The following is a 25,522-nucleotide window of genomic DNA, read 5'->3' as shown; positions in this document are numbered from 1 at the left end:
GCTGAAAAAGTAGGTGGCTTCTGTGGCGGTGTCGGTTGAGCACCTAAAGGAACTCCACTACGTAAACTGTTTTGCTGAATGGGCAGACAGCAATGTCTGTGTCACTTAATAAACACCACCACTACAGTGATGTTGTCTGGGCCGCCGGCTGCGTTGGCATGATCGACGAGGCCTTGGCAGATCGCTTCTGCGGATTGGGCGGTTTGTAACGTGGCGTGGATTTGTTGTTTAGTGACGACTTTATTAAGTCCGTCAGTGCAGAGCAGTAGACGGTCGCCGGGGGCGATGGTGAGACGTGATTGATCGACACGGAGTGCTTCGTTTTGTCCGACGCAGCGGGTTAAAGTGTGCGGATATTCAGGCGGCATCATTTTGCGGCCGCTTTCGCCGACGCGTTCGATGAACTCTTGCTCCATCGTGTGGTCGATCGTGATCTTGTTAAAGTCATCGCCGCGCAGATGATAGGCGGCAGAGTCGCCGACATGCCCGATGAGTAACTGATCGCCGATGAGTTGAGCGATCGTCAGTGTGCTGCCATAACCGGTGAAGGGGTGTGCCTCGTGCCCTTCTTTGGTTAGGATTTTATTGATGCCTAAAATAAGCTCGCCGAGATCGGCGCGCTCTTCGTTGGAGTCTACCTGGCGGTAAGTTTGTTTGAGTAGCTCGACGATGCGTTGGCTCGCTTCGGCTCCTCCGGGGAGGCCTCCTAGTCCGTCGGCAACTGCAAGCACTTGATGCGCTGCATCGATCAGGAAGGCATCTTCGTTGGCCTTGCGCACTTTTCCTTGGTCAGTGATTCCGTGGGATGAAAGTTGCATAGTGGTGGTGGGTTAGCGAATGACGTGCCCGCGGTTTTCGCGATTAAAGCGTGTGAAGTCCTTCACTGGCAGCGCATCTAGGAAACGTTGTCCGTAAGTTTTTGTTAAAATACGAGAGTCGAGTATGACAATATTGCCGGTGTCTTCATGGCGGCGAATGAGGCGGCCGATGCCTTGGCGGAATTTCACCAGCGCTTCGGGCACCGTCATTTCGGCGAAGGGATTGCCGCCGTGTGAGCGGATGTATTCGCTGCGCGCTTCGCTCACCGGGTGGCTCGGGTTGTCAAACGGTAGGCGGGCGATGATGATTTGCGAGAGTGCGGGGCCGGGCACATCGACTCCTGTCCAGAAGCTATCGGTGCCAAACAGCACACCGTTGCCAGCTTCAGTGAATTTGCGGGTGAGCTCACTGCGGTCGATCCCGTGCCCTTGGCTGAACAGTGGGCGCTCGATTTTTTCGAAGAAGGCTTCGGTGCGTTGATGCACTTGGCGCAGGTCGAAGTGGCTGGTGAACAGCACGAGGGTGCCGCCGGCGACGTTGCGGCTGTGCCAGCAAATCATGTTGGCCAAATAGTCGAGATCAAGGCGACCCTGCCCGGGGTCGGGGGTGGGCGCATCGGTTGCGATGAAAACGCGGCAGTTATCCTTGTAGTTGAAGGGTGAATACTCGACCTGCGTCTCGGCTACTTCGCCGCCTACTTTTTCCTGAAACGTATCGATGCTCGTGCCGTCGGATAGGGTGGCGCTGGTGAGGATGGCTGCGGTTTGTCGGCTGAAGAGTGCTTCGCGTAAGTAGGGCGCCACGTCGAGTGGTGCGCTGCGTAGAGTGATGAGTTGTCCCTTTTTGCCGCCGCGCTCTAGCCAGTGCACATGGTCGTCTTCGGCGAGTGTCACAAACCCGTTGATGGCATCGCGGTAGCCCATGATACGGCGGCGGTGATCTTTGAGCTCATCCTGCACGCGCTCGTTGTCGCTCTTCTGAATGAGTGCGCCGAGGCGCTCCGCGACCGCCTTGAGTGGGCCGGATACGATGTTATCACAGAAGTCGGCTTCGTGAATACGGAGGATGGAGCGCTTCGTCAGGAAGGTGTCGCCTAGATAACTGAAGAACTCAGCCGCTGCAGTGATGGCATCGTCGACGGCATCGTGATCCCATTTCTGGCCGTGCTTGCGGAGGATGCCGCGATTGGTGCGTGGATTGTAGACACGTTTGAGCGCACGGTCGACGGCGTAAGAACTCGCATGGAGTCCGAAGTGGTCGGTCGCAATCGCAGGGATGCGGTGCGCTTCGTCGAGCACCACGAAATCATCGGGCAGCAGAATACCGCGGGCGTCACCTTTGGGCGGCATGCCGGCGTTGATCAGAGCAAACAGGAGGCTGTGATTCACGATCACGCAGTTCGACGTCAGTAGTTTCTTGCGTGCGCGTTGGTAAAAACAGGTGGCAGGATCGCAGTTCTTTTTTGAGCAGGTGGAACTGTCGGCGTTCACGGCGTCCCAGACATCGGGGAGTGGCGCGGGGGAGAGCTCTTGAACGATGCCGTTCTTGCTACTGGCCGACCAAGTTGCGAGACGGATCAGTTCTTTCTTGGCGTCGCTTTCGAGGAATTCGGTTTGTTTGCCGGATTGCGCATCTTTGATGGCGTTGCTTAGACGGGTCGTGCAGCAGTAGTTGCCTTTGCCGACCATGAGTGCGGTTTTGAACTCAGCGTAGCGCTTCAGTTCGGGCACGGCGTTGAACAATTGGCGGCAGATTTTCAGATCCTTGCTGCGGATTTGTTCCTGCAGAGTGATCGTATGACTGGAGACGATGAGCGGTCGCTCAGTATTGATCGAGTGGATCAGGCCAGGGATCAGGTAGGCGAGGCTCTTGCCGACACCGGTGCCAGCTTCGAAGAGCAGGGGCTTATTCGTCTCTAGCGACTGCGCGGTGCTCAGTGCCATGGCCGCTTGTTGCGGACGGTGGTCGAGTTCGAGGACGGTTTGTAAAGTGCCACCTTCTTTGAAAATCGAGTCAATGAGCGCGACGAGATAGCCCTGTGTGACGGGGGTGCCTCCTGCGTTTTCTATGAGTCCGATCATCTTGGTTCTCAGCGGTGAGTGTAATTAAAGGAAATAGATGAACATGGATTCACCGAGTTGGAAAGTCCGGAACGTATGAAAACTGCTAAAACTAGCGGATTGGTTGGAAAAGGCATTTTAGGGCGCAGGTTGCTTGGAATTCGGGGATGCGTGCAAGCGCGATAACCACAAACAGTATTATCTCTGGACGGGATAATGGTTGTGGTTACGCCGCTCGCGGCGTTTTGGGTCGTTGGCGTGCTTAGGGTGAGTGACTTGCACGCTGCATATGCGCGCAAGCGCGATAACCACAAACAACATTATTTCTGGACGGGATAATTGTTATGGTTACGCCGCTCGCGGCGTTTTGGGTCGTTGGCGTGCTTAGGGTGAGTGACTTGCACGCTGCATATGCGCGCAAGCGCGATAACCACAAACAGTATTATCTCTGGACGGGATAATGGTTGTGGTTACGCCGCTCGCGGCGTTTTGGGTCGTTGGCGTGCTTAGGGTGAGTGACTTGCACGCTGCATATGCGCGCAAGCGCGATAACCACAAACAACATTATCTCTGGACGGGATAATGGTTGTGGTTACGCCGCTCGCGGCGTTTTGGGTCGGTGGCGTGCTTAGGGTGAGTGACTTGCACACTGCATATGCGCGCAAGCGCGATAACCACAAACAACATTATCTCTGGACGGGATAATGGTTGTGGTTACGCCGCTCGCGGCGTTTTGGGTCGGTGGCGTGCTTTGGGTGAGTGACTTGCACGCTGCATATGCGTGCAAGCGCGATAACCACAAACAGTATTATCTCTGGACGGGATAATGGTTGTGGTTACGCCGCTCGCGGCGTTTTGGGTCGGTGGCGTGCTTAGGGTGAGTGACTTGCACGCTGCATATGCGCGCAAGCGCGATAACCACAAACAGTATTATTTCTGGATGGGATAATGGTTGTGGTTACGCCGCTCGCGGCGTTTTGGGTCGGTGGCGTGCTTGTTTGGCACTTTCGTAGATCAAAATTGTCTGCTTGCCTCTGTTGCTCAGATCGGGAACCTAGCGACCTTCCATTTTTAGACTATGACAAAACCATTTATCATCATTCTTAGCCTCACCGTTGCGGTGCTTGGCGTGCTTTCGACTCAGCCTGCATTTGCGGAAAAATCGCAATTATTGGCCTATGCGGTGATTGCGCTGGCGCTTGTTATTTGTGTGCTCTCGTTCTGCGTGAAAAGTAGCTGCTGTGTGAAGTCTGAGCCTGTTGCGGCAGAGTCAGAGCCTGCTCCAAGCGTCCCAGAGACTCGCGCGCCTGAAATCGCGGCGATTCCTGAGCAAAGTGGCGAGGTGCAAGTCGCTCAACTGCTGTCACTGTTGCAAGAAAAAGGACGTTTCCTCGATTTCGTGATGGATGACATCAAAAGCGTGCCCGACGTCCAGATCGCGGCTGCTGCCCGCTTCGTGCATCAGGGCTGCCAGTCGGTCATGCAGAGTAATTTTAAAATCGAGCCCGTCGCAACTGTGGCCGAGAACCAAAGCATCACACTGGCCGAAGATTACGAGCGTGGCGATTATCGCCTCAGCGGTAAGATCGAAGGTCAACCACCACATACCGGCACCTTAAAGCATAAGGGCTGGAAGACGGCCTCCATCAGCTTGCCGAAAGTGATGGGCGACCGCGCAAATGCGAAGGGGGCTCACTTGCTGGCTGCTGCAGAGGTGGAGGTTCGGTAGGTAGTTTGGTTGGCTTATAACTTGCTTGGTAGCAACTAACGAAAGCCAGCTGTTTGGCTAGAGCGCACTGCTTTAATGGCGATAAATTCAGTTTAAATTAAATAAAAAATGTCGAAACAGTATAGTCTTGGAATCGACCTTGGCACTAGCAACTCGGCCTTGACGGTCGCTACGCTGGCTGACGGGAAATTGAATGATCTCTCGGTGTTGCAGGCGGTTGGGCCGAACACGGTAGAGGAGCGTTCGGGCTTGCCGTCGAATGTGTATATCGCGGCGGCGGATGAATTTCCGGCGGATGCGTTTAATCTACCTGGCTTTGAGTCGTCGGGCTCGCGGATCGTGGGAGCGTTTGCGCGTCAACATGGTGCGCAAGTGCCAGACCGTCTGGTCGCTTCGGCCAAGTCGTGGCTGTGCAGCACACAGATTGATCATCGTCAGCCGATTCTGCCGTGGCAGTCCACCAGTGTGACCGATAAGCTGTCACCGATCGATGCCTCGCGTTTGTATCTGGAACATCTCGCGTATGGTTTTACCGCGGCGGGACAGGCGGCGAGCAGTGACTGGTCGGTTGAAAATACCAATGTTATTTTGACGGTGCCTGCGTCGTTCGACGAAGTCGCGCGTTCCTTGACTTACGAAGCGGCGGAAGCGGCTGGCTTGGGCGCGGTCACTTTGATGGAAGAGCCGCAAGCTGCGTTTTATGCCTGGCTCTCGCAGGCGGGCGCTGATTGGCGCAAAGCAGTGAGCACGGGCGACATTATTTTGGTCTGCGATGTCGGTGGCGGCACCTCTGACTTTAGCCTGATCTGTGTGTCCGAAGTGGATGGCGACTTGGAGCTGGAGCGTATTAGCGTCGGCGAACATTTGCTGCTCGGTGGCGACAATCTCGATTTGGCGTTGGCGCATGTGTTGCGCTATCAAATGGATGGCGAAGGTAAGACGATTGATGATTGGCAGTTTCTGGCATTGATCCACGCCTGTCGCCAGGCAAAGGAAGCATTGTTTGAAGATCTTAGTTTGGGTGAAGTGCCGGTTTCGGTGCCATCGCGTGGGTCGTCGATGTTTGCGGGAACTGTGGCGACGACGCTCAGTCGTGCAACGCTGTCGCAGATCGCGCTCGACGGCTTCTTGCCGATGATCGAGCCGACGGTGATGCCTGAGGAGCGCAGTTCGGCGGGCTTGCAGGAATTCGGTCTTTCGTATGAAGCAGATCCGGTGTTGAGCAAACACCTAGCTCGCTTCCTCACTCGCAGCTTACAAAATGTGCAGGCCAACCCCGCGCTGGCTGGGAAATTTAACGAGTCCGCACTCGGCGGCACATTCCTACGCCCGACTGCGGTCTTGTTTAACGGTGGATTTTTCAATGCAGCGCCTGCGCGTGAGCGTGTGTTGTCCTTGCTGAATCAATGGACGGGTGAGGCCACGGTTCGCGAACTGGCGGGTGCGCGTTATGACAAAGCAGTGGCCCATGGTGCGGCTTACTACGGTCTCAATCAATTGACGGGTAGCGGTGTGCGTGTGAAGGCAGGCGCGTCGCGTAGTTACTATATCGGTCTCGAAACTGCGGGTCTCGCGATTCCTGGATTTAAGCCGCCGCTGAAGGCCTTGTGCGTCGTCCCGCAAGGAATGGAAGAGGGCACTGAAGAAGTGCTGGATTCGAAAGAGTTCGGTCTCGTGACAGGCGAAGAGGTGACTTTCCGTTTCTTTAGCTCATCGGTGCGTTCCGGTGATGTCGTCGGCACCGTGTTGTCGGATGCGGAACGAGAGCTTGAAGAAACACTGGAGCTTAAGACGGTGCTGACACCATTGGAAGGGCACGCGACTGGCGAAGCGGTTCCGGTAAAGATCCACGCCAAAGTCACCGAAATGGGCACGCTGGATCTATGGATGCAGCACACACGCTCGGATCACAAGTGGAAGCTGGAGTTCGCTGTCCGCACGAATTAGAAATAGAAAGCAATCTTGTCGTCGGGGCTTTGCTCGCCGAAGACCGCACTCGTGGAGTCTCGGTCGTCGCAAGCAACGCCCCTACAAACTGAATTAAAAAATGGCTGCTCGTTACTTTATCGGCATTGACCTTGGCACTAGTAATTGTGCGCTCTCTTACATCGATTCGAAAGATCCGTCTGCGGGCACGCAGGTGTTTTCGATTCCTCAATTTGAGTCGCTCGACACGGTGCGTGAACGCACGACCTTGCCCTCGTTTTGTTATTTCTTGAGCGATGCTGAGAATGCCACCTTGCAGGAAAAGGAGGATGCGGCGTGGAGTCAGGAAACCGTGGTTGGTTTACTGGCGCGTGATCGTGCGGCTTCGGAGTCGGAGCGCACGATTAGTTCGGCGAAGTCGTGGCTGTGTCACGCGGGGATCGATCGTGAGGCGAAACTCCTGCCGTGGAAAAGCACGGCGATTGCGGACGAGCAGAAACGCTCAGCAGTTGAGGCGAGTGCGGCGTATCTGGATTATTTACGGTTCGCATGGGATCAAACCATTGGCGCAACGGATAAGCAGTCGCAGTTCGATCGGCAGGATGTCGTCATCACGGTGCCAGCTTCGTTTGATACGGTGGCGCAACGCCTGACGCTGGATGCGGCCGAGCGGGCGCACTACCCGAAGGGCACGCGATTGCTGGAAGAACCGCAGGCGGCGTTCTATGCGTGGTTGGAGCAACATCCGAATGTTGAGGAGTGGGAGCAAGTGATTGCAGGGCTGAGTGAGCAACCGAAGGTGGTGCTGGTGTGTGATATCGGCGGCGGCACGTCTGACTTTAGTTTGTTTGAGTTGGCCTTGCAGGCAGGAGAGGCACTTCCGAGTGTGCGCCGCATTGCGGTGAGCAATCACATCTTGTTGGGCGGTGATAATGTTGATCTTGCGTTGGCGCACCAAGCCGAGGCGAAGCTGTCGCAATCAGAGCCTTTGTCGTCGAAGACGTGGAGTCAGTTGACTGCGCAATGCCGTGACTTGAAGGAACGTGTGCTGTCGGCCGCTGGCGATGCGGGCGAGGTATTCACGATCGCACTCGCTGCGGAAGGGGGCAATTTGTTTGCTTCGGTGCAAACGGTGGCGCTGTCACGTAGTGAGATTCTGAATACAATTTTGGAAGGCTTCTTTCCGCACTGTGAATCTGATGTGCAACCAGAGAATAAGAGCGGCGGGCTGCGTGAGATCGGGTTGCCGTATGCGCAGGACTCGGCGATCACGCATCACTTGGCGGACTTCATTCGTCAGCGTAAAGTGGATGCGATTTTGTTTAATGGTGGCAGCCTCGATTCGGAGCAGGTTCAGGATCGTCTCGTTGCGCAAGTGGCGCATTGGCAAGGCGCCACGCCTGCGTGCTTGACCAATGATCAGTTGGATTTGGCTGTGGCTCGTGGTGCGGCGTGGTATCAGGCGAGTCAGCAGCGCGAACATGCGACTACGATTGAAGGCGGCTCAGGGCATAGTTTTTACATCGAGGTGAGTGTGCCGACCAAGCGCGGCAAGAAAAAGAAGGGCGGCGCAAAGACGGAAACACGGTTGGTCTGTGTGTTGCCGCAAGGCAGTCCCTTGGAGGAGTCGACGCGGATTGTATCGTTGAATCTACAGTTGAAGGTGAATACGCCCGTGCAATTTCAGGCTTACACGTCGACCTGTCGTGAGCAGGATAAAGGCGCGGAGCTGGTTGCGCATAACGAGCACGATTTTCATAAGTTGCCGTCGATGCATACCATGGCGCAGTTGCCGCCTGAGGAACCGATGCCGGAAGACGGCAGCGTGCCAATTCATTTGGAAGCGCACCTGAATACGCTCGGTATTTTACGCGTGAATTGCGTGAGTGTGCGACGCATTCAGGGACAGAATCGCAACTGGCGTCTGGAGTTTAATTTGCGTGAAAGCGCAGCAGATACTGAGGATGCGCCGCGCGGGAAAGTTGCCGATATTGGTATCAGCACGGAAGATCTGGTTGCGGCGAAGGCTGCGATTGAGTTGGCCTTTGACCGTGACGTGACGAAGCCTGCGCAAGCCGCTGGGATGCTAAAGGCGCTGGAAGCGATTTGCCATCAAGGGCGGCGCGAATGGAATGTGCCGCTGATTCGTGAACTGTGGCAGCCATTGAGTCAGTGTATTACGCGGCGTGATATTTCGCAGGAGCATGAATTGGCGTGGCTGAATGCGGCGGGCTATTTGCTGCGCCCGGGGTATGGGCATCCGCTAGACGAATATTATTTGCGCACCTTATGGTTGATTCAGGAATTGGATTTGGCGTTTGTGACGAGTAAGGCGAACCGCGAGCAATACTTTTTGCTGTGGCGTCGTGTGGCTGGCGGTCTGAGTCAGACGCAACAAGAGAGTCTCTATGACGAGTGGATTGAAAAAGTGCTGCAAGATACCAAGCAGTCTTACGAACCTGCGCGCATGCTCGGCGCGTTTGAGCATTTGTCGACAGATAAGCGCTTGGCCTTGGCGCATCATTTCACGCAGAGCATTGAGACGCGCAAAGAGAGCTTTTGTGATCACTCGATTTGGGCGCTCGGGCGCTTGCTGAGCCGTGTGCCGCTGTATGGCGGTGAACACGCATTGCTCGATCCAATTGAAGTTGAGAGAGCCTTTGATGCACTGGAGCCTCTTGATTGGACGCGTGATAATCTCAGGAATATGCCGCAGCTCTTTGTGCAGGCGGCACGCATCGTAAACAATCGCGACCACGATGTGACGCAGGAAGTGCGCGAGCGCATTTTAGCGAAGGCGGTGGAGTCTGGCGCCAGTGAGAAACGCTTACTGCCTTTGCGGGAATACACACCGATCGACGCGAAGGATATTCAGCAGCTCTTTGGTGAGTCCTTGCCGACGGGGTTGAGTGTGCAGGGGTGAGAGGAAGAAGGCTGAGAGCTGAGGGGGGAGACCTGAAAGGAAGTGATGTAAGTCGGTGGCTTCCTTGCCTGACATGAGCTTGTCGAATGTAGGTGGCTAGCCGCTTGGAGGGGTGGGATCAATCGCCTTTTCGGTCGAGCACCTAAAGAAACTCGACTACGCTCATTACTCCGCTGTGTTTGGCGTTTACGTCTGCATCCTGAACCGATTCTGTGGAGGCACTATGACTATTGAGCCGGATACTTTCGTTGATCTTTCCACCACACGCGGCGCGATGCGCACGCATTTGTTCGTGCCGGCAGGCGAGGGGCAGCACCCTGCGGTGATTTTTTATTCGGAGATTTATCAAATGACGGGGCCGATCCGCCGCATGGCGGCAGCGTTGGCGGGGCATGGGTTTCTCGTGGCGGTGCCTGAAGTGTATCACGAGTTTGAAGCGGCTGGCACGGTGCTTGAATATGATCAAGCGGGCACGGAGCGTGGCAATGAGCTCAAGTTTACTAAAGAGCTCGATTCGTCGGATGAAGATGCCGCAGTCGTTTCTCAGTTCTTGGCTACGCATCCTCGTAGCACGGGGCAAGTCGGCAGCTTCGGTGTTTGCCTCGGCGGTCACCTTGCGGTGCGTGCTGGCTTTCAACCGCTCGTCTCGGCCGTGGCGGCATTTTATCCGACCGATATACATTCGGGGACTTTGGGTGCCGGCAAGCAGGATGACACACTGGTGCGGTTTGCCGGTGTTCCGACGCCGTTCCTTTTTGTGTGGGGCCGGCAGGATCCGCATGTTCCACTTGAAGGTCGTCGAGCAATTGCTGCCCGTCTGGATGAGGTGAATGCGGATTATGAGTGGCACGAGTTCAACGCAGCGCATGCCTTTCTGCGTGACGAAGGCCCGCGCCATAATCCCGCAGTGGCCCGCAACTGTTTCGACTTACTGCTGCGGTTCTTTGACGAGAAGCTGCGCTGAGAATAGAAATATAACATTTTTAGGGATCCTAATCGTAATCTTACTCATACTCTTAATCCTCTGGGTGAAATCGTGAGGTCTTCTTTGCGGCGCTTTGAGTATGAGTCTGAGTATCCTAAATTCGGAAGTAGGCTTAGGTTCAGTTTCTTAAACCGTTAATGCACGTTAATGCACGTTAATCAGAGCCAGAGCCATGATAGCGATGGCCTGACAGACGAATGGCAATTTTAAGAAAATCGGCAAGTCTGCTAAATCCATGTATTTCTGCTATCCTATTAACGTCCATTAACGTTAATTAACGGTTCAACTCATTTTTTATAATTATGAGTAGGATTAAGGGTAAGAGCATTGGCGATTGAGGCGGTTGCTCACTTTTTTTGCATTTTTATAAATTGGCACGGAATCTGTTGATATCCGATGTGTCGCACGATGCGGCACCTTAAATAAATCAACACACATAATAAGGAGATACATACTATGAAACTGAATGACGCAGGTGAACTTAACAATTGGGTAATCGAGCTACGCGACGGATCCCTACTGGTTCAGCGTCACTTTTGTTTCGAGGCTCAAGCGGATGTCGATACGTTCATTAAGCATATCGGTAAATTCATGCGGAGCCCGAGCTTGATGGTATCGATCAATCAAAAGTCGATTTCGCCAGCAACCGTGGTTGTTTCGATTAATTTACTACCAGAGCGCGTGTTGCTTGAGGCTGCAGGTGAAATCGCGAAAGCGTGTGAAGTTGAATTCGCGAGCCTGACTGGAGAATTACGCGAAGTCGCCGCATAGGTTCTATCGCTTCAGATCTGTTTTTTAGCAAAGACCCTTGGTTCCATATAGGAACCAAGGGTCTTTTTTTGTTTGGGAGGGACGAGCTCCGCCTCGTCTTTGCGGTGTGCTGGTGCTGTGGTTGAGGGCAGTGGATCGGTGCTAAGGCTCGGCTGACGGCGCGGAGGCCATCCCTCCCGCGGTGTTACACTTTGGGAGGGATGAGCTCCGCCTCGTCCTTACGGTGTGTTGGTGCAGTGGTTGAGTGCTGTGGTTCGGTGCTGAGGCTCGGCTGACGGCGCGGAGGCCATCCCTCCCGCGGTGTTACACTTTGGGAGGGATGAGCTCCGCCTCGTCCTTACGGTGTGTTGGTGCAGTGGTTGAGTGCTGTGGTTCGGTGCTGAGGCTCGGCTGACGGCGCGGAGGCCATCCCTCCCGCGGTGTTACACTTTGGGAGGGATGAGCTCCGCCTCGTCCTTACGGTGTGTTGGTGCAGTGGTTGAGTGCTGTGGCTCGGCTGACGGCGCGGAGGCCATCCCTCCCGCGATTTTTGTTCGCAGCTTGCGTTTGTTGCTCATTTGTTCATGTTTATTGCATGTCGGAAAACCAATGCCCTAATCGTAAGCGCCCGGTGCATTTGCCTTCGATGGCTAAGGGAAACCGATCCTCGATTCAATTTGTGACGGTGTGTGTGAAAGAGCGTCGTCCGATTTTAGCTAATGAGCGAGTGCATACTCTGCTTCGGGAATTGTGGTCTGACAGTTCAGTGTTTATGGTGGGGCGCTATGTGATCATGCCAGATCACATACATTTATTTTGTGCGCCGAATGCATTACCGAGTCCGTCGTTGAAACCTTGGGTGGGCTATTGGAAGTCGTGTTTCGCTAGCAGTGCGAAGCTGGGGCAAGATGGAAAATTGTGGCAACGAGACTTCTGGGATCGTGAATTACGCACTGGAGAAAGTTACTCGGAGAAGTGGGCGTATGTGTTCAATAATCCTGTTCGGGCGGGTTTGGTGCAGAAAGCGGAGGATTGGCCGTATGCAGGTGAGATGTTTCCTTTGTCATGGCATGATTGACTAGTAGCACGTCTTGTGTGGGAGGGATGAGCTCCGCCTCGTCCTTACGGTGTGTGGGTGCATTGGTTGAGTGCAGTGGCTCTGTGCTGAGGCTCGGTGCTGAGGCTCGGCTGACGGCGCGGAGGCCATCCCTCCCGCAGTGATTTGTTTGGGAGGGACGAGCTCCGCCTCGTCTTTGCTGTGTGCTGGTGCAGTGGTTGAGTGCTGTGGATCGGTGCTGAGGCTCGGCTGACGGCGCGGAGGCCATCCCTCCCGCAGTGATTTGTTTGGGAGGGACGAGCTCTGCCTCGTCTTTGCGGTGTGCTGGTGCAGTGGATCGGTGCTGTGGATCGGTGCTGAGGCTCGGCGGACGGCGCGGAGGCCATCCCTCCCGCAGTGTTACACTTTGGGAGGGATGAGCTCCGCCTCGTCTTTGCGGTGTGCTGGTGCTGTGATCCGGTGCTGAGGCTCGGCTGACGGCAGCGTAGAACGCGGCAAGCGCGGAGGCCATCCCTCCCGCAGTTGCCGTTCCAAACGCTTTTATGTGGCAATGTTGCTGGGGATGCGTAACTTTTTCTAAAAAAGTTCTAAGAAAGTCACAGTTCGTCCGTCTACACACTAGAACGAACTATAAAGATGAACGCCTTCACCCCGAACCCCTACGCAATTTGAGCTCATCCGGCACAGCAGATGAGGCGACTCAGCGCGTGCAGCAGCGCCGATTGATTGGGCTGTTCCATGACTTGGAATCGCCGTTGCTGGGATTTGCGCACCAAATGGTCAAAAATGAGCAGCTCGCTCAGGATGTAGTGCAAGAGGCGTTTTTACGGCTGCAAAAGAATTTGGCGGAGGTGGAACACCCGAAAGCCTGGCTGTATACGACGGTGCGCCGGCTGGCGATCGATAGTCTGCGTAAGTCGAGTAAGGTGGTGCCGTTCCCGCGCACGGAGGATGCGGCAGAGGTGGAGCCCGAGGATCCTTCGCCGTCACCCGATGAATTATCTGAAATCGATGAGCGCACTGGCCTGATGCGGGTGTGCATTGAGCGCTTGAAACCGCGCGATCAGCATTTGGTGCGGCTCAAATTCATCGATAATTTAAGCTATAAACAAATTTCGGAGCGCATGGAGATGACTGTTAGCAATGTCGGCTACAGTCTACACCACGCGCTCAAATCATTAGAACTAGAACTCAACAAGGAGGGCATTACACAATGAGTGATTCAGACCCCAGAAGTTTGAGAGAAGAGCTGGAGCTCCGTGTGGTCGCTTTATTGACTGGCGAACTCAGCGAAGTGGACGCGGATGAATTGGAGAAGATCCTGACGGTGGATGCCGAGCTCTCGGCTTACCGCGACCGCATGGCGGTCTTGATTGGCCATGTGCATGATGCGCGTGACGAGATTGCGCCGCCCGTCGCGAACGCAGCGATGCGCCTGAGCCCCGAACGTCGGGCAGAGATCTTCCAAGATGTGGACGCCGCGGAGTTTGAACCGCGCGAGGAACCAAAGCGTGTCTCATGGAAGATGCGTGTCTTTGAAATCGCTGCGGTGTTTGCGGTGTTGTTTATCCTGGCTGGGATTTTAATTCCTACGGTGGGTGCTGTGAAGATGAAGTCCAGCAGGGTCGCCTATGAACATGAGGCTAGAGCCGAAGAGCGGGTTCATACCTTTAATATGGAATCGTCTGAGGATGTGTTGGCCAGTAAAGACGAACTCTTTGCCTTAGCTCCGGAACTTCCGATGGAGAGCCTTAAGGCTGCGCCACAAACGCCCCATGCCATAAAGCTCTCTCCACGTAGCAAGTCGATTCCTCAGCCTGTTGCTTCGCAATCAGCTTGGGGCGTGGAAGTTGCTGAACAGGAAATTTCGGACTCATTCGAGATGAATACGAGTCATGGTATCGGAGGTGGTTCGTCACCACTAGGTGGAAGCTTAAGGGATGCTGACGAGGGGGACTCTTCCAGGTGGAGGAGCCAACAGATACGTGCGTCGGAGGTGGACAAAATAGAGAGTGACGCTTCTTCGGTTGCTTATGGCACTGTGCAGAGTGATGGTTTCAAAAAAGAGAAGCGGAGGATGGATCTAGCGGAGGAGACGCTTTCTGAATTTGTCGGCAATGATGCAAGTTCTATGGATGGGAAGGACGGATTGCTGGCAATGGGGGACCTGAACTTAGGCCGAGCGGGTGGCTCTGGAGTGGTTATGGCGGATACGGATTATGATGCTTCTGGCCCAGTTGATCCATTCGCGGCTCGAAGTGCGCGGCCTGTAGTGACGAATGCGCCTCGGCCATCGTCTCCACCAGTGGATGCCTTCGCCGCGCCATCGAGCGGTGGCTATGCGGGAGAACGCTCTAAAGGATTTGTGGATCGGTTTGCGGCGCCGAGTCAATCGTCAGCGGTAGTCAGCCGTGGGACGGTCGTTGAAGAGCATTTATATGCAGGCGAGCCGATCTATTATGATGGTGAGTATTCTGGGCCAGAAGGTGTTATTTCGATTACTGCTGGCACACCGCAAGACTTTGTTGTGAATCGTGGGGTTCCGCCAAACGTGACTCTTGGCACTTTGATGAAAGTTGCGGATCCGTATGCGGGGCCTGCGACTGCTTCGGAGAAGCCTGCTGAGTTGCTGAAGCTAGGACGTAAGCAATATCTTAATGGCGACTATGATGGGGCTGCTGCGACATTTGCAGAAGTTCAGTCTCAAGATCCTTCGAATCGCGAGGCTCAGTTATTTCAGGGACGTATCGGCCAGATTACAAGTGAAGTGAAGGATCGTCAAAAGGGTATGACTCGTCAGCAGATGCTTGCTCAGGTTTCTCAGTCGTGGGAGCGACCTAAGGTGTTTGATGTGGAGGGCGAGTCAGATGAGGTGGTGAATTCTTCTATCCTACACAAAGAGAAGTCCATTGTGATCCCGCGGGTTAACTTCAGTGGAATGCCGCTCAGTCAGGTGATTGCGACTCTGAATGAACTGTCGGTTGAATATGACCCAGAGCAGGTTGGCGTCCCGATTGAGTTTACGCCTGTAAATGGAAAGGATCCTCGTGTTAACATCTCACTGCGCAATTTAAACCTGGATCGAATTGTGGAATTCGTTACGCAGCAAGTGAACCACTCATATGAAGTGACTGATTCGGGGATTCGTGTTCAACCGGCAGTTGCGATGGCAGCAGCGCCTAAAAAGCAGAAAGCCACGCTCACACCCAAAGCTGAAAAACAAACCGTTGATGCACCGATCTCAACCTTCTCGCTGAACGTGAGTAATGTCTCCTTTAAGTTGGCGCAGGCTGCGTTGAACAGCTCACGGGTGCCGGATGCATCGTTGATTCGATCAGAGGAATTCGTGAACAGCTTTGATTATCGTGATCCGATTCCTCAAGGGAATGAGGCGGTCTCGTTGAATTGGGAAATTGCAGATCTGCCGTATGCGCATGGTCGTCAGGTGATTCGTTTCTCGTTGCAGACGCAGGCCGCAGGCCGGATGAAGGCGCAGCCATTGAACCTGCATTTGTTGGTGGATAATTCTGGCTCAATGCAGCGTCCGGATCGTCGTGCGATTTTGGAGCAGAGCTTACAGTCGCTAAAGGATAAGCTGCAGCCGCAGGATGAACTCAGTATCGTGCTGTTCGCGCGTCAACCGAAGCTCATCGCAAATGCGAGCACGCACGATGCGCAACAGGTGGCTGTCGATCAGGCACTGGCATATCGTCCGGAAGGCGGCACCAATTTGGAGGCGGGTCTGTCTGCGGCGTATGAGAATGCGCAACGTAACTTTGATCCGGCTGCGAGCAATCGCGTGATTCTAATGACGGATGGCGCGGCGAACTTAGGTGATGTCGATGGCACTGCGTTGGCTGACTTAGTAGTCGAGCAACGCAAGCAAGGGGTCGCTCTAGATGCCTTTGGTATCGGTTGGGACGATTATAATGATGCGCTATTGGAAGAGATCACACGCAATGGTGACGGACGCTATGGCTTCCTGAATTCGGCGGAGGATGCCGCACAGGACTTTTCAGAAAAGTTGGCGGGTTCGTTGCGGGTGGCTGCAGCGGACGTGAAGGTGCAAGTGATTTGGAATCCCGAGCGTGTGACGACGTATCGCCAAGTCGGATACGATTTGCATCAGCTCAAGACTGAGGACTTCCGCGACAACACGGTGGATGCCGCAGAGATTGGCGAGGCTGAGGCGGGCACTGCACTGTATGTCGTGCAGATCAATGACGACCCGAATGTGATCGGTAGCTTGGGCACGTTGCAAGTGCGCTACCGTGATCCGTCGACAGGGCTGTATCATGAGCAGAAGTGGCCACTTGAAATGCCGCGTGCGATTCCATCGCTCGACGTCGCGAGCCCTGCGCTGCGCCTGGCAACGACGAGTGCACTCTTTGCAGAGCGCCTCGCAAATAACCCGTATGCACGGGGCTATAGTTTCAGCGAGCTCTCGTCCCTGACCAATGATTTACCCGAGGCGTTTCCGACCCAGCAACGCGTCGTCGAGTTACAGAACATGATCAACAACGCCGGAATGCTGATGGGGGAGAGGTGAGAGACTTGAGATGGGAGAGATTGGAGACTTGAGGGCTGAGACTTGAGAGAGGATTAGGATTAGGATTAAGATTAAGATTAGGATCGGAGGATTTGAATATTATGAAAATTAGACTGAATTTACCTGCCGCGTTACTTTGGATTGTTTGTGTGATGCTGAGCTGCTTGCCGCTCAGCGCCAAGGAGGCCGCTTATAATGTGGATGGTCTGACGTTTGATGGGAGCAAGGGGAGCATTACGATTCAGGCGATGATTAGTGATCCTGCCGCTGATGAGAAAGATGAGCAGTTGATCTACTCGCTGCATGCGGATGCGACACTCGCAGTTGAGCAAGCGTCGTTGGTGCAAACCACGGTGCTGACGGCGGAGGTGAAGCATGGTAAGTTAGAAGTGATCGAGCTGGCTGTGACTGGAACGTTGCCGATTGAGCGTGTGTCGGGTGACGGGGTGAAGTCTTGGAGTCTGGAACGCCCCGGGCTTGCCGATGACGGCGAGGGCAGTGGCTTGCGTTTATTAGTCGAGTTGAAAGAGCCAATTGAGGCTGGCACCTTTGTCTGCACTGTTACGGCACGTCAACGCGAGGCGAGTGCGCCCGGGCAGTTGGCGGGGTTATTTTTTACACCGCCCGATGCAGATTTGTTGACGGGTTCAATGCTCGTATCGACTGCGGTCGGTTTACGTGTTGTGCCGAGTGAGACTCAGGGCTTGCGCGCCATCGAAAGCATTGGCCAGCGAACCTTGTCGTATGCGTTCAATGGCGGAGGTCAGTCTTTGCGTCTAAATGTTGAGCCTTTGATGCACCCGAATGTGACGTTTGATGATTTTGAATTAGCGGGGGAATTCATGGATGGACGCTTTAGCTTTGTTATGACGGGTGTGCTCAATGTGCTCAACGCAGGTGATTACAAGTTGCCCTTACTCGCGGGAAATGCGGCGTTTTCCGCAGCGCCTGTGGTTGAGGGCGCTAAGGTGCTGTTTGAGCGCAATCAATATTACGTGCATGTCGAGGAGCCTGGTGAGTATCCGACGTGTTTAGAATTTGATGCACGGGTCGCCACGCATGCGGGTCGCAGTGTGGTGAGCTTTGATCTGATCGATTCGGCACTTCAGCCGATCCGGGTGACGGGATTGCCGGTGGTTGCCGATCAAGTGCGACTCAATGGCGTGCCGACCAAGGCCGATGGTGATGCCTTGACTGGCAACCTAGCGGGCAATGGAAAGCTTTCCTTAGTCTGGACTGATCCCTCGTGGAAGCGACCCGAGGCGGTGGAGGCGGCTTTATTTTATTCGGTCGAAAGCGTGTCGCAACTAGCTGTTGGGCCAGGCTTGATTCGCCAAGTGAGCGACTATCAAGTGCAGGTCATGCAGGGCACGCTGCGTAATTTGGTTTTCGATCTAGAGGGTGTCGGCGAAATTACTCAGGTCACCAGCGATTCGATTTTGCGATGGCAAGTTTTGCCGAATCCAGAGGATGCGGCGCGACAGCAACTGGTGCTAGAGTTAAACAAAGACTACACGGGAGACTTCTCTATTCGTGTGCAGTCGCAATATGCGATGGACGCGTTTCCGACACAGGCCGATCCGCTCCGAGTCGTGCCACAGGGAGCAATTCGTTACAGCGGTTATATTCGAATTGTGAACGTCGGCGCGGTTTCGATCGATGTGCCAAAGGCGCAGGGCTTTGCTCAAATCTCACCAGAATATTTTCCAGCTCAGAACACCGTGGTCGAAGGCAGTGGTCAGGTGCTGGCGTATCGGTTCTCGGATGTGAACTTCGACTACACCGTGCAGGCCGAAAATATTTTGCCCGAGGTGTCAGTCTCGCAGTTGCTGATGTATCATGTCGGACTTGAAGATCAGAGTCTGCGCGCTGAGCTTGAGTTGACGATTCGTGAAGCACCACTGCGTGATTTCTTTATTCAAATACCAAAGGGTTATTCGTTGTCAGATCTGAAGGCACCGAAGCTTGCCGATTATTTCGTTCTAGAAAATGCGGAGGACGGGAATCAGTTACGCCTCGTCTTTTCACAGCCGATCTCGGGGCGTCAAGTGATTGAATTAGAGTTGGAGGATAATCGCAAACTGACAGCGGGTTCCTGGGCCTTACCGAGCTTTCAGGCCCAGGACGTTAAAAATGTGCGCGGCCACGTGGGCGTGTCGGTGGATCCTGGCTTGCGTGCCAGTGTGCAGAGCATCGAAGGTTTAAGTGAGCAGGCGCCGAATTTCTTTCCGAAGACCGTGGCGAATTTGCAAGTCGCGCTACGTCTGCGCGAGGTCGATTGGGCTGCGACTTTAGAAGTCGAGCAACTGCCGCAAGCGATTCAAGCCGATGCCTTGCATTTGTATTCGGTGGGTGAGGGGCGCATCTATGGGAGTTCGGTGATGAACTTTATTATATCCGGAGCACCTGTATCGGAATTTAAAATACAAGTTCCGGAGTCGATGCAGAATTTAGATTTCGTTGGGCGTGATGTGCGCGGCTGGTCGCCGTTGGGTGAAGGGCTGTATGTAGTTGAACTACACACGCCGGCGTCCGGTGCATATACTTTGCTGGCGACGTATGAGTCGCAGTTCGAATCACAGGGTGAGCGTGTTGCCTTTGCGGGAGTCGCTCCGCAGGGCGTCGCGTCCGAGCAGGGCTATGTAGTGGTGGTGAGTAACTTCCCCTTTGCGTTGAATGCGGTGGAGTCGAGTGCTGGGCTGCTGCGCTTGGAGCCGAACGAAATTCCTTCCGAGTTTCGTTTGCTGTATGATTCCAAAGTGCTGGCGGCGTTTCAATACACGGCGCGGCCGATGCAAGTGGAGCTTGAGCTGAAGTCGTTCGCACAAGCGGCTGGTATGGATCAAGTGATCGATTTCGCTGAATTAAAGACACAGATTTCGCGCGATGGTGAAATCCTCACTGCGGTCGATTTGATGCTCAAGAGCAAGGGGCAGACACATTTTCGTATGCAGGTGCCCGAGGGGCATCGTATTTGGTCGGCTTTAGTTGCGGGTGAGAAAGTGAGCCCGATCTCGGTGGCGGACGGCATCTTGCTGCCATTGCCTGCTGGGCAAGATCCGAACCGTGCAGTGCCAGTGAAATTGGAACTCGCATCGAAGGCAGACAATGCTGAGAAGCTCGTGATCACAGCGCCGGCATTGTTCGCACCTTCGCTGATTGTGAACTGGCAGTTGGATTCGGACCCGGGCTATGGCTTACGCTATCAGGGGGGAGATATTAGCTCGGCACAATTGAGCCCTGCAACGGATGGCTTTAGTTGGTTGCGCGGTGTTTTGGCCGGCGAGCGACGTCATCAACGCGTGGCATTGCTGCTGCTCTTGCTGAGTGGCTCGATTGGCATCTTTGCCGCGCGTTTATTCGTGTGTGGTTCAGGGCAGCATGGGCTGTTTTCGCGATTGTTTAAAATCTTTCTATTGGTTGGTAGTTTGCTGGCGCTAGTTTTCTTAGGCATGGTCTTAAGTAATAATAGTCCGCATTCGAGTGGGTTGCAGAATTCGATTACTTTGCGCACGCCGATCGAGTTGTCCTCGCAGCCTTTGAGCCTTGAGGTTGAGAATCGCTCTTACGATGAGACGCAGGTCGGAGTGATCGCACTGTGGCCTGCGGTGATCGGGGTCGCGCTATGGTGCTACGCTATGATGACAGATAAGCGCCGTCAGTTGCTATTGTCGGCTGGGTGGTTGTGCGTCTTTCTCGGAGCACTGAGTGGATTTGCTGGAGCGGAGTTATTTATTGCCTGCCTCATTCTGTTTTTCGTGGTGCATGTGATGCGGCCTTTCTGTGCGAAGTATTTGTTCGGCGGCGTCGTGCAGGCGTCTGTGTTGCTCGCTTTGGGATGCTTGGCCTTTACTCCTAGTTCGCACTTGGAGGCACGCACGCTCCAGTTGCCGGAACCTGCGGTGGCGCAAGAGTTGACGCAGTCGATTGAAGTGCAGGATGACATTGCGCATGTCGCTGCGGACTTGACCTGGGTGGCAGCAGCGGGCGAGCGCTATATATTTCTACGCGCGCCTGCGACATTGCTAGAAATGTCCAAATTGCCGAAGGGGCTGCGCTTGAGTAAGGTGAATGTGTCGTCACAGGTGAACTATCAACTCGAAGCCGAGACGGAGGGTAGCTATACGCTTAGTTATCGATATCGCGTGCCAGTGGTGTTGCAGGAGGATGGTCAGTCGAAGGTGCAACTGCCAACTGGTCTAGTCTTGAGTAATCAGGCCAGTATTCAGTTGCCGAATACAAATGTGACTTTGGAGTCGGAACAAGCGGTCACGGTGCAATCGATCAAAGCTCCCAAGGGTGCAATGCAATTTAAGGTGGTCTTTAAACCCGCTAGCGAAGTGTCGCTCGCATGGCAGCCAGAGCGTCGCGATAGCAGTCAAGAGGCTGCGGTCTATCATGCGGAGAGTTATGATCTATTTACGCCGCTGTCTGGGTTGATGAGTGGCTATCACCGTTATCGCGTGCGTTTAGCGCAGGGGCAGTTGGATAGTTTGAAGCTGAAGGTTCCTGAGGAGATGACGATCACTGCGGTGCAAGCGAAGCATATGGTAAATTGGCAGTTTGATCCGGATGCGCGTGAGTTGATGTTGTATTTTCAACCGGTGCAACTGTCGGAGTTTGAGGTGGCAGTCTTTTCGCAATATGCATCTGGAGAGCTGCCGTATCGACGGGTGGTGGAATCGCCACGTGTGATCGGTGCGGCGAGTCAGTTGGGTTTAGTGGCTTTAGCCACCGACGAAGAGGTGCAGGTGGGGGAGGTGGATCCTCAGGGTGCGACGACTTTGAACCTAGAAGATTTTCCTGCAGCGTATGCGCAGCAGCTCGCACATCTCGGGCGCGTGCCTGTGGTGCGTCGGGCGTATCGCTGGAGTGCGGAGTCGGGCTCGCTTGATGTGCAAGCTTTAGCCGTGCTGCCAGATGTGCGTGTTACCTCACAGCAGACGCTGTCGCTGGGCGAAGATCGTATTTTACTACGCGCTGAACTACAGGCGCAGATCAATCGTGCGGGTGTGTTTAAGCTGAGCCTGCCCCTGCCTGCGGATTACGATGTGGAGTCCGTCTCTGGGCAACAATTGAGCCATTGGAATGAGTCGACTGGCGCGGATGGTGCGCGCTCGTTGCAACTCCACTTGAAGGGCAAGACGCAAGGTGCGGTCGTTCTAAATGTGGGGCTGTCTGGGCCGGGGCTCGGTGACCAAGCTTCGTTTACGCCGAGCATTTTACAGCTTGAAGGAGCGGGGCGACACAGTGGCACCCTAGCGCTCGTGCCGGAGCTTGGGTATCGTCTCAATCCGACTGAGCGTGTGGCGGCGATTCAAATGGATCCCGCAGCAGCGGGCATGTCGCGTCAGAAGATGATGCTTTTCCGGATTCTCAATGAGAATGCACAGCTCGTATTTGATGTGGAACGCGTCGATCCGTGGGTCGAAGTCGAGCGTGTGCAGTCAGTGGCGATTCGTAGTGGGATGGTCGATGTGAAGGCGCGCTTTAATTTCCTCGTAGAAAATGCAGGGATTCGTGAGCAGCGTTTCCGTCTGCCTGAAGGTGCGCTGGGTGTGCAGTTCTCCGGCGATGCGGTGGCGGATCATCAAGAGGATGTGCCTAGCGAATGGACGGTGAAGTTGAATCAAAAAATGGTGGGTGCCTTCGTCGTTGAACTCTCGTATCAGATTCCAACACCGGATCAGCCCGATCAATTAACTGTGCAAGCCGTTGAGGCAATGGAAGTGAATCAGCAGTCGGGGTATCTCACTTTATTGCCACGTGGGCGACTTCAGCTGGTGCCACAGATGCAGGGCGATGCCTTGCAGAAAGCCGAAGCACAAATGATTGCGGCCAAGCTGCGAGGCGACTTGAAAGTGGACGAAGCCTCGCATGTGTATCGTTTGTTACGTCCCGATGTCAGTCTATTGCTAGATGTGAAGCGTCATGAAGTCGTGGAGCTCGTGCCGGCACAAGTGCGCGACGTGAAACTGACCTCGGTGCTTTCCGGAAAAGGCGCGATGTTGACCAAAGTAGCGTTGCAATTAGATCCAGGTGACAAACGTATGCTGCGGATTTCTTTGCCACCCGAAAGTGAATTTTGGTTTGGATTTGTGAATCAGCAAAGTGCATGGCCATGGCGCGAGGGCAGCGATATCTTGCTGCAATTGGAGGCGAACTCAGTGGCTGGGGCGGATGTGAGTGTTGAATTTTTCTATTCCACGCAATCCGTGATCGAAGACCGCCGCGATCTACGGGCGAGCTTGCGCGGGCCGCAGTTGGACTTGCCTCTAGAAAATATCTCATGGTCGCTCTTCTATCCCGAGACATGGACTGTCGAGGAGTGGGAAGGCAATATGACACAGGCTCAAGTGGACGTGCGCCGTGCGCGGGTGACTGATCTCTCCAGCTATATGCAATCAGAACAGCAGAATCGTATGGTGCAGAAGCGGAAGGCGGAGGGCTATTTGACGACGGCGAATAATTTGCGAGAACTGGGCAAGCAGCAGGAAGCGCGTCAGGCATTTTCCAGTGCCTACAATCTCTCTCAGTTTGATGATGCGTTGAATGAGGATGCCCGCGTGCAGTTGAAAAATGTGCGCGAAGAGCAGGCGTTGGTCGCTTTGGCGAATCGACGTAATGTCTTTATGAATGACAATCGTGGAGTCGTGCAGGCCAATGAGCAGATCGCGATCGATGAGTCGCAGCTGATGAACTACACCGACAAAATGGTGAAGGATGTCTTACGCGGAAATTCAGAAGAAGAGAACAACACACTGCGGCTTCTAGCTGCGCGTTTGATCGATCAACAGCAAGCCGTTCCGGTGAGCCCGCTCTCGATTCAGACCGTGTTGCCGCAACAAGGGAACGTAGCGACATTTACACGCTCATTGCAGATTAACGATCAGGCGGATCTGATTATAGAGCTCCGCGGCGAACGCACAGCGAGTCGTCGAAGTGGTGGCAATTTGATGGTCGTGCTACTGCTCGCGGGGCTGATCTTCGGCGTGTCAATTGTCTCACGCCCTAGGGATGGAGGGGGATGCTGCTGAGTTGTCTCGGCGATACTCACACGCATCATAATTTGTGAAAAGTGCCTTCACTATTGTTTCTCTGTCTAAGGTAGGGGCTTTGCTTTGCGAAGACCGCGAAAAGGCCTGAAGGTTATGGATTTTTGTAACGCCTCGTGCCTTCGCGGTTCGCGCAAGCACGACCCCTGCGAAGATTTTTGAACCATTGGGAATTACAATTCTTGATGCGCGGCAGTATATCACCACATTTCGGCACTCATTAGAATGAGCTTACTTGTGATTTTAATTTCATCTTCAGCTCATATGCATATTCATCTCGGCAGGTGTTGCTACAAAAAGTATTCCCTTCACTTTTTACGATCACAGCAGTGATCATGCATTTCAGGTTCTTTCTGCAATGAATACAAAACTGGTGCTTCGATCTGTCGCTTTTTTTGAGTGTTTCCATCTAAATTATAGCAGTTTCCAGTTGTGTTGGTTGTTGATGATGAATCCTTTCCTTATGACGTTAGTGTTACAAGCTTTGCTATGTAACAGTAATCGCCAGTCTGTAGGACTATCTCTGGATCTGGGTGCGATAATCAGACGGCGTCACCCCTTCAATAGCCTTAAAGGCTCTTACAAACGGGTTGTGGCATGAATACCCAAGGTCAATTGCAATACATTCGACAGTGGCATTGGTCTGAGTGAGCTGCTGGCAGGCTAGATGGTGGCGAATTTCATTAACTAGCATGCGATAATTATAGCCTTTCTCCTTTAGGTCTCTCTGGAAAGTTCTTTCCGATAGTCCGCATATATCTGCGATGTCATGATATGTCAGTAAGTGCCCAGCCTCTAAATGGCTAGCCACCAATCCCTTGATTGCATCAATAAAACCGAGTGACAGATTGTGGTGAGCTTCTGGCATCGACTTGTCGTCTTTATGTGGAGGACGTATTAATTTTCGGAATAGGCTAGGGGCATCAATATAGATTCCCACGATATCTGTTTTATAATGCACTGCCTTGATCTCATGTTTTTGGGCTAACTTAAATAGGCTTTGTGTTGAGTCTGTTTTTTTAGGAATGCATATCGCTTTAGGGAGCCATTCATCACTGGTAACGATACGAACCAGTGCGATTAGGAAGCCAATGATTGTTTGCTGGACTACCCGTTCTTCATTATCCCATCCATGTGCACTTTTGTAACGCAAGCAAACGGGCTCGTCTCGACTCGTGCATATCTCAATATGCGAGCTATCAATGACTAGCGGGAGTTGTTGCTGCATGCGTGTAATCGCGTGCTTTAAGTTGATACAAGAATATAAGCCCATTGCGATGAAGTCGCCGTTGTAATCAACTAATTCGTCCATGTGTGCAGCGAACTCCCCGGATTCATCCTGTCGTGCTATTTCTGAATAGAAACGATACACTTGGTGTCGCGAAATCCGTCCGCCAACTTCAAACATTGCCTCTGGAATCTTTGATAGGTGCAATACACGTTCGGTTGCAATTCCGTTGGCCTTACAAAAACGGAACGCGGGTATGATCAGCGAGATATCAACTGTTCTTATCTGGTGCACCACTTAAGAGACAAGGGTAGGAAATGAATCACACTGTATTGATTATCGATGCTTAGTTAATGTCTGATATTTATCTTTAGGTCAAGGTGAAGGTCTAGGTCGATTTCGCGTTTGTTCCAAATCGATGTAGATCACTTATTCTCGTGA

The 25,522-nt window shown here is 53.7% G+C and carries 13 protein-coding genes; 8 read left to right on the top strand and 5 right to left on the bottom strand.

Going from position 1 to position 25,522, the window contains the following annotated elements; all coding sequences use genetic code 11:
* Positions 1-101: 101 nt before the first annotated feature.
* Together GZZ87_RS01630 and GZZ87_RS01625 are read right to left on the bottom strand one after the other, a co-directional pair.
* Entirely contained in the window at positions 102-818 is a 717-nt protein-coding gene (locus GZZ87_RS01630) for a protein phosphatase 2C domain-containing protein (protein ID WP_162024791.1), read from the bottom strand.
* Between the two features lie 12 nt (positions 819-830).
* The gene (locus tag GZZ87_RS01625; protein ID WP_162024792.1) at positions 831-2,900 is read right to left on the bottom strand and encodes an ATP-dependent DNA helicase; all 2,070 of its coding nucleotides are present in this window, start codon (positions 2,898-2,900) and stop codon (positions 831-833) included.
* Positions 2,901-3,957: 1,057 nt separating this feature from the next.
* Between GZZ87_RS01625 and GZZ87_RS01620 the strand changes: the two genes are divergently transcribed.
* From GZZ87_RS01620 to GZZ87_RS01600, 5 genes are all read left to right on the top strand, one after another.
* Positions 3,958-4,608, top strand: coding sequence for a DUF2760 domain-containing protein (locus GZZ87_RS01620; RefSeq protein ID WP_162028070.1), 651 nt, complete (start codon positions 3,958-3,960; stop codon positions 4,606-4,608).
* A gap of 108 nt (positions 4,609-4,716) precedes the next feature.
* Entirely contained in the window at positions 4,717-6,555 is a 1,839-nt protein-coding gene (locus GZZ87_RS01615; protein ID WP_162028071.1) for an Hsp70 family protein, read from the top strand.
* 100 nt (positions 6,556-6,655) lie between these two features.
* On the top strand, positions 6,656-9,457 hold the full coding sequence (locus tag GZZ87_RS01610) for a hsp70 family protein (protein WP_162028072.1): 2,802 nt from the start codon (positions 6,656-6,658) through the stop codon (positions 9,455-9,457).
* 112 nt (positions 9,458-9,569) lie between these two features.
* Positions 9,570-10,421: a dienelactone hydrolase family protein gene (locus GZZ87_RS01605; RefSeq protein WP_348534032.1), complete on the top strand. Its 852-nt coding sequence runs from the start codon at positions 9,570-9,572 to the stop codon at positions 10,419-10,421.
* Positions 10,422-10,898: 477 nt separating this feature from the next.
* Positions 10,899-11,213: a hypothetical protein gene (locus tag GZZ87_RS01600; protein ID WP_162028073.1), complete on the top strand. Its 315-nt coding sequence runs from the start codon at positions 10,899-10,901 to the stop codon at positions 11,211-11,213.
* A gap of 422 nt (positions 11,214-11,635) precedes the next feature.
* On the opposite strand, the gene GZZ87_RS19865 is transcribed toward GZZ87_RS01600, so the two are convergent.
* Complete coding sequence (locus tag GZZ87_RS19865; protein ID WP_280178265.1) at positions 11,636-11,770, bottom strand: hypothetical protein; 135 nt, start codon at positions 11,768-11,770, stop codon at positions 11,636-11,638.
* A gap of 411 nt (positions 11,771-12,181) precedes the next feature.
* Complete coding sequence (locus GZZ87_RS01590; protein ID WP_162071422.1) at positions 12,182-12,760, bottom strand: hypothetical protein; 579 nt, start codon at positions 12,758-12,760, stop codon at positions 12,182-12,184.
* Positions 12,761-12,917: 157 nt separating this feature from the next.
* Between GZZ87_RS01590 and GZZ87_RS01585 the strand changes: the two genes are divergently transcribed.
* The 3 genes from GZZ87_RS01585 (at position 12,918) to GZZ87_RS01575 (ending at position 23,835) form a co-directional block, all read left to right on the top strand.
* A complete protein-coding gene (locus GZZ87_RS01585) occupies positions 12,918-13,466 on the top strand; it encodes a sigma-70 family RNA polymerase sigma factor (RefSeq protein ID WP_162028075.1) in 549 nt (182 codons plus the stop codon).
* Positions 13,463-16,798 (top strand): von Willebrand factor type A domain-containing protein, encoded by a 3,336-nt coding sequence (locus GZZ87_RS01580; RefSeq protein WP_162028076.1) that lies wholly within the window; start codon positions 13,463-13,465, stop codon positions 16,796-16,798. Before GZZ87_RS01585 ends, GZZ87_RS01580 begins: the two co-directional genes overlap by 4 nt.
* A gap of 101 nt (positions 16,799-16,899) precedes the next feature.
* The gene (locus GZZ87_RS01575; protein ID WP_162028077.1) at positions 16,900-23,835 is read left to right on the top strand and encodes a hypothetical protein; all 6,936 of its coding nucleotides are present in this window, start codon (positions 16,900-16,902) and stop codon (positions 23,833-23,835) included.
* Between the two features lie 535 nt (positions 23,836-24,370).
* On the opposite strand, the gene GZZ87_RS01570 is transcribed toward GZZ87_RS01575, so the two are convergent.
* Positions 24,371-25,375, bottom strand: a complete 1,005-nt coding sequence (locus GZZ87_RS01570) for a helix-turn-helix domain-containing protein (protein WP_162028078.1) — start codon at positions 25,373-25,375, stop codon at positions 24,371-24,373.
* Between the last annotated feature and the right edge of the window lie 147 nt (positions 25,376-25,522).

The organism is Lentimonas sp. CC4 (assembly GCF_902728235.1).
In the GTDB taxonomy this organism is placed as follows: domain Bacteria; phylum Verrucomicrobiota; class Verrucomicrobiia; order Opitutales; family Coraliomargaritaceae; genus Lentimonas.
This window is presented reverse-complemented; position numbering and strand designations above follow the sequence as displayed.

What these genes read in the sequence shown, in the direction of transcription:
- GZZ87_RS01620 (WP_162028070.1), top strand. Translation starts at nt 3,958, where the DNA reads ATGACAAAACCATTTATCATCATTCTTAGCCTCACCGTTGCGGTGCTT.
- GZZ87_RS01580 (WP_162028076.1), top strand. Translation starts at nt 13,463, where the DNA reads ATGAGTGATTCAGACCCCAGAAGTTTGAGAGAAGAGCTGGAGCTCCGT.
- GZZ87_RS01600 (WP_162028073.1), top strand. Translation starts at nt 10,899, where the DNA reads ATGAAACTGAATGACGCAGGTGAACTTAACAATTGGGTAATCGAGCTA.
- GZZ87_RS01625 (WP_162024792.1), bottom strand. Translation starts at nt 2,900, where the DNA reads ATGATCGGACTCATAGAAAACGCAGGAGGCACCCCCGTCACACAGGGC.
- GZZ87_RS01610 (WP_162028072.1), top strand. Translation starts at nt 6,656, where the DNA reads ATGGCTGCTCGTTACTTTATCGGCATTGACCTTGGCACTAGTAATTGT.
- GZZ87_RS01575 (WP_162028077.1), top strand. Translation starts at nt 16,900, where the DNA reads ATGAAAATTAGACTGAATTTACCTGCCGCGTTACTTTGGATTGTTTGT.
- GZZ87_RS01630 (WP_162024791.1), bottom strand. Translation starts at nt 818, where the DNA reads ATGCAACTTTCATCCCACGGAATCACTGACCAAGGAAAAGTGCGCAAG.
- GZZ87_RS01615 (WP_162028071.1), top strand. Translation starts at nt 4,717, where the DNA reads ATGTCGAAACAGTATAGTCTTGGAATCGACCTTGGCACTAGCAACTCG.
- GZZ87_RS19865 (WP_280178265.1), bottom strand. Translation starts at nt 11,770, where the DNA reads ATGAGCAACAAACGCAAGCTGCGAACAAAAATCGCGGGAGGGATGGCC.
- GZZ87_RS01590 (WP_162071422.1), bottom strand. Translation starts at nt 12,760, where the DNA reads ATGGCCTCCGCGCTTGCCGCGTTCTACGCTGCCGTCAGCCGAGCCTCA.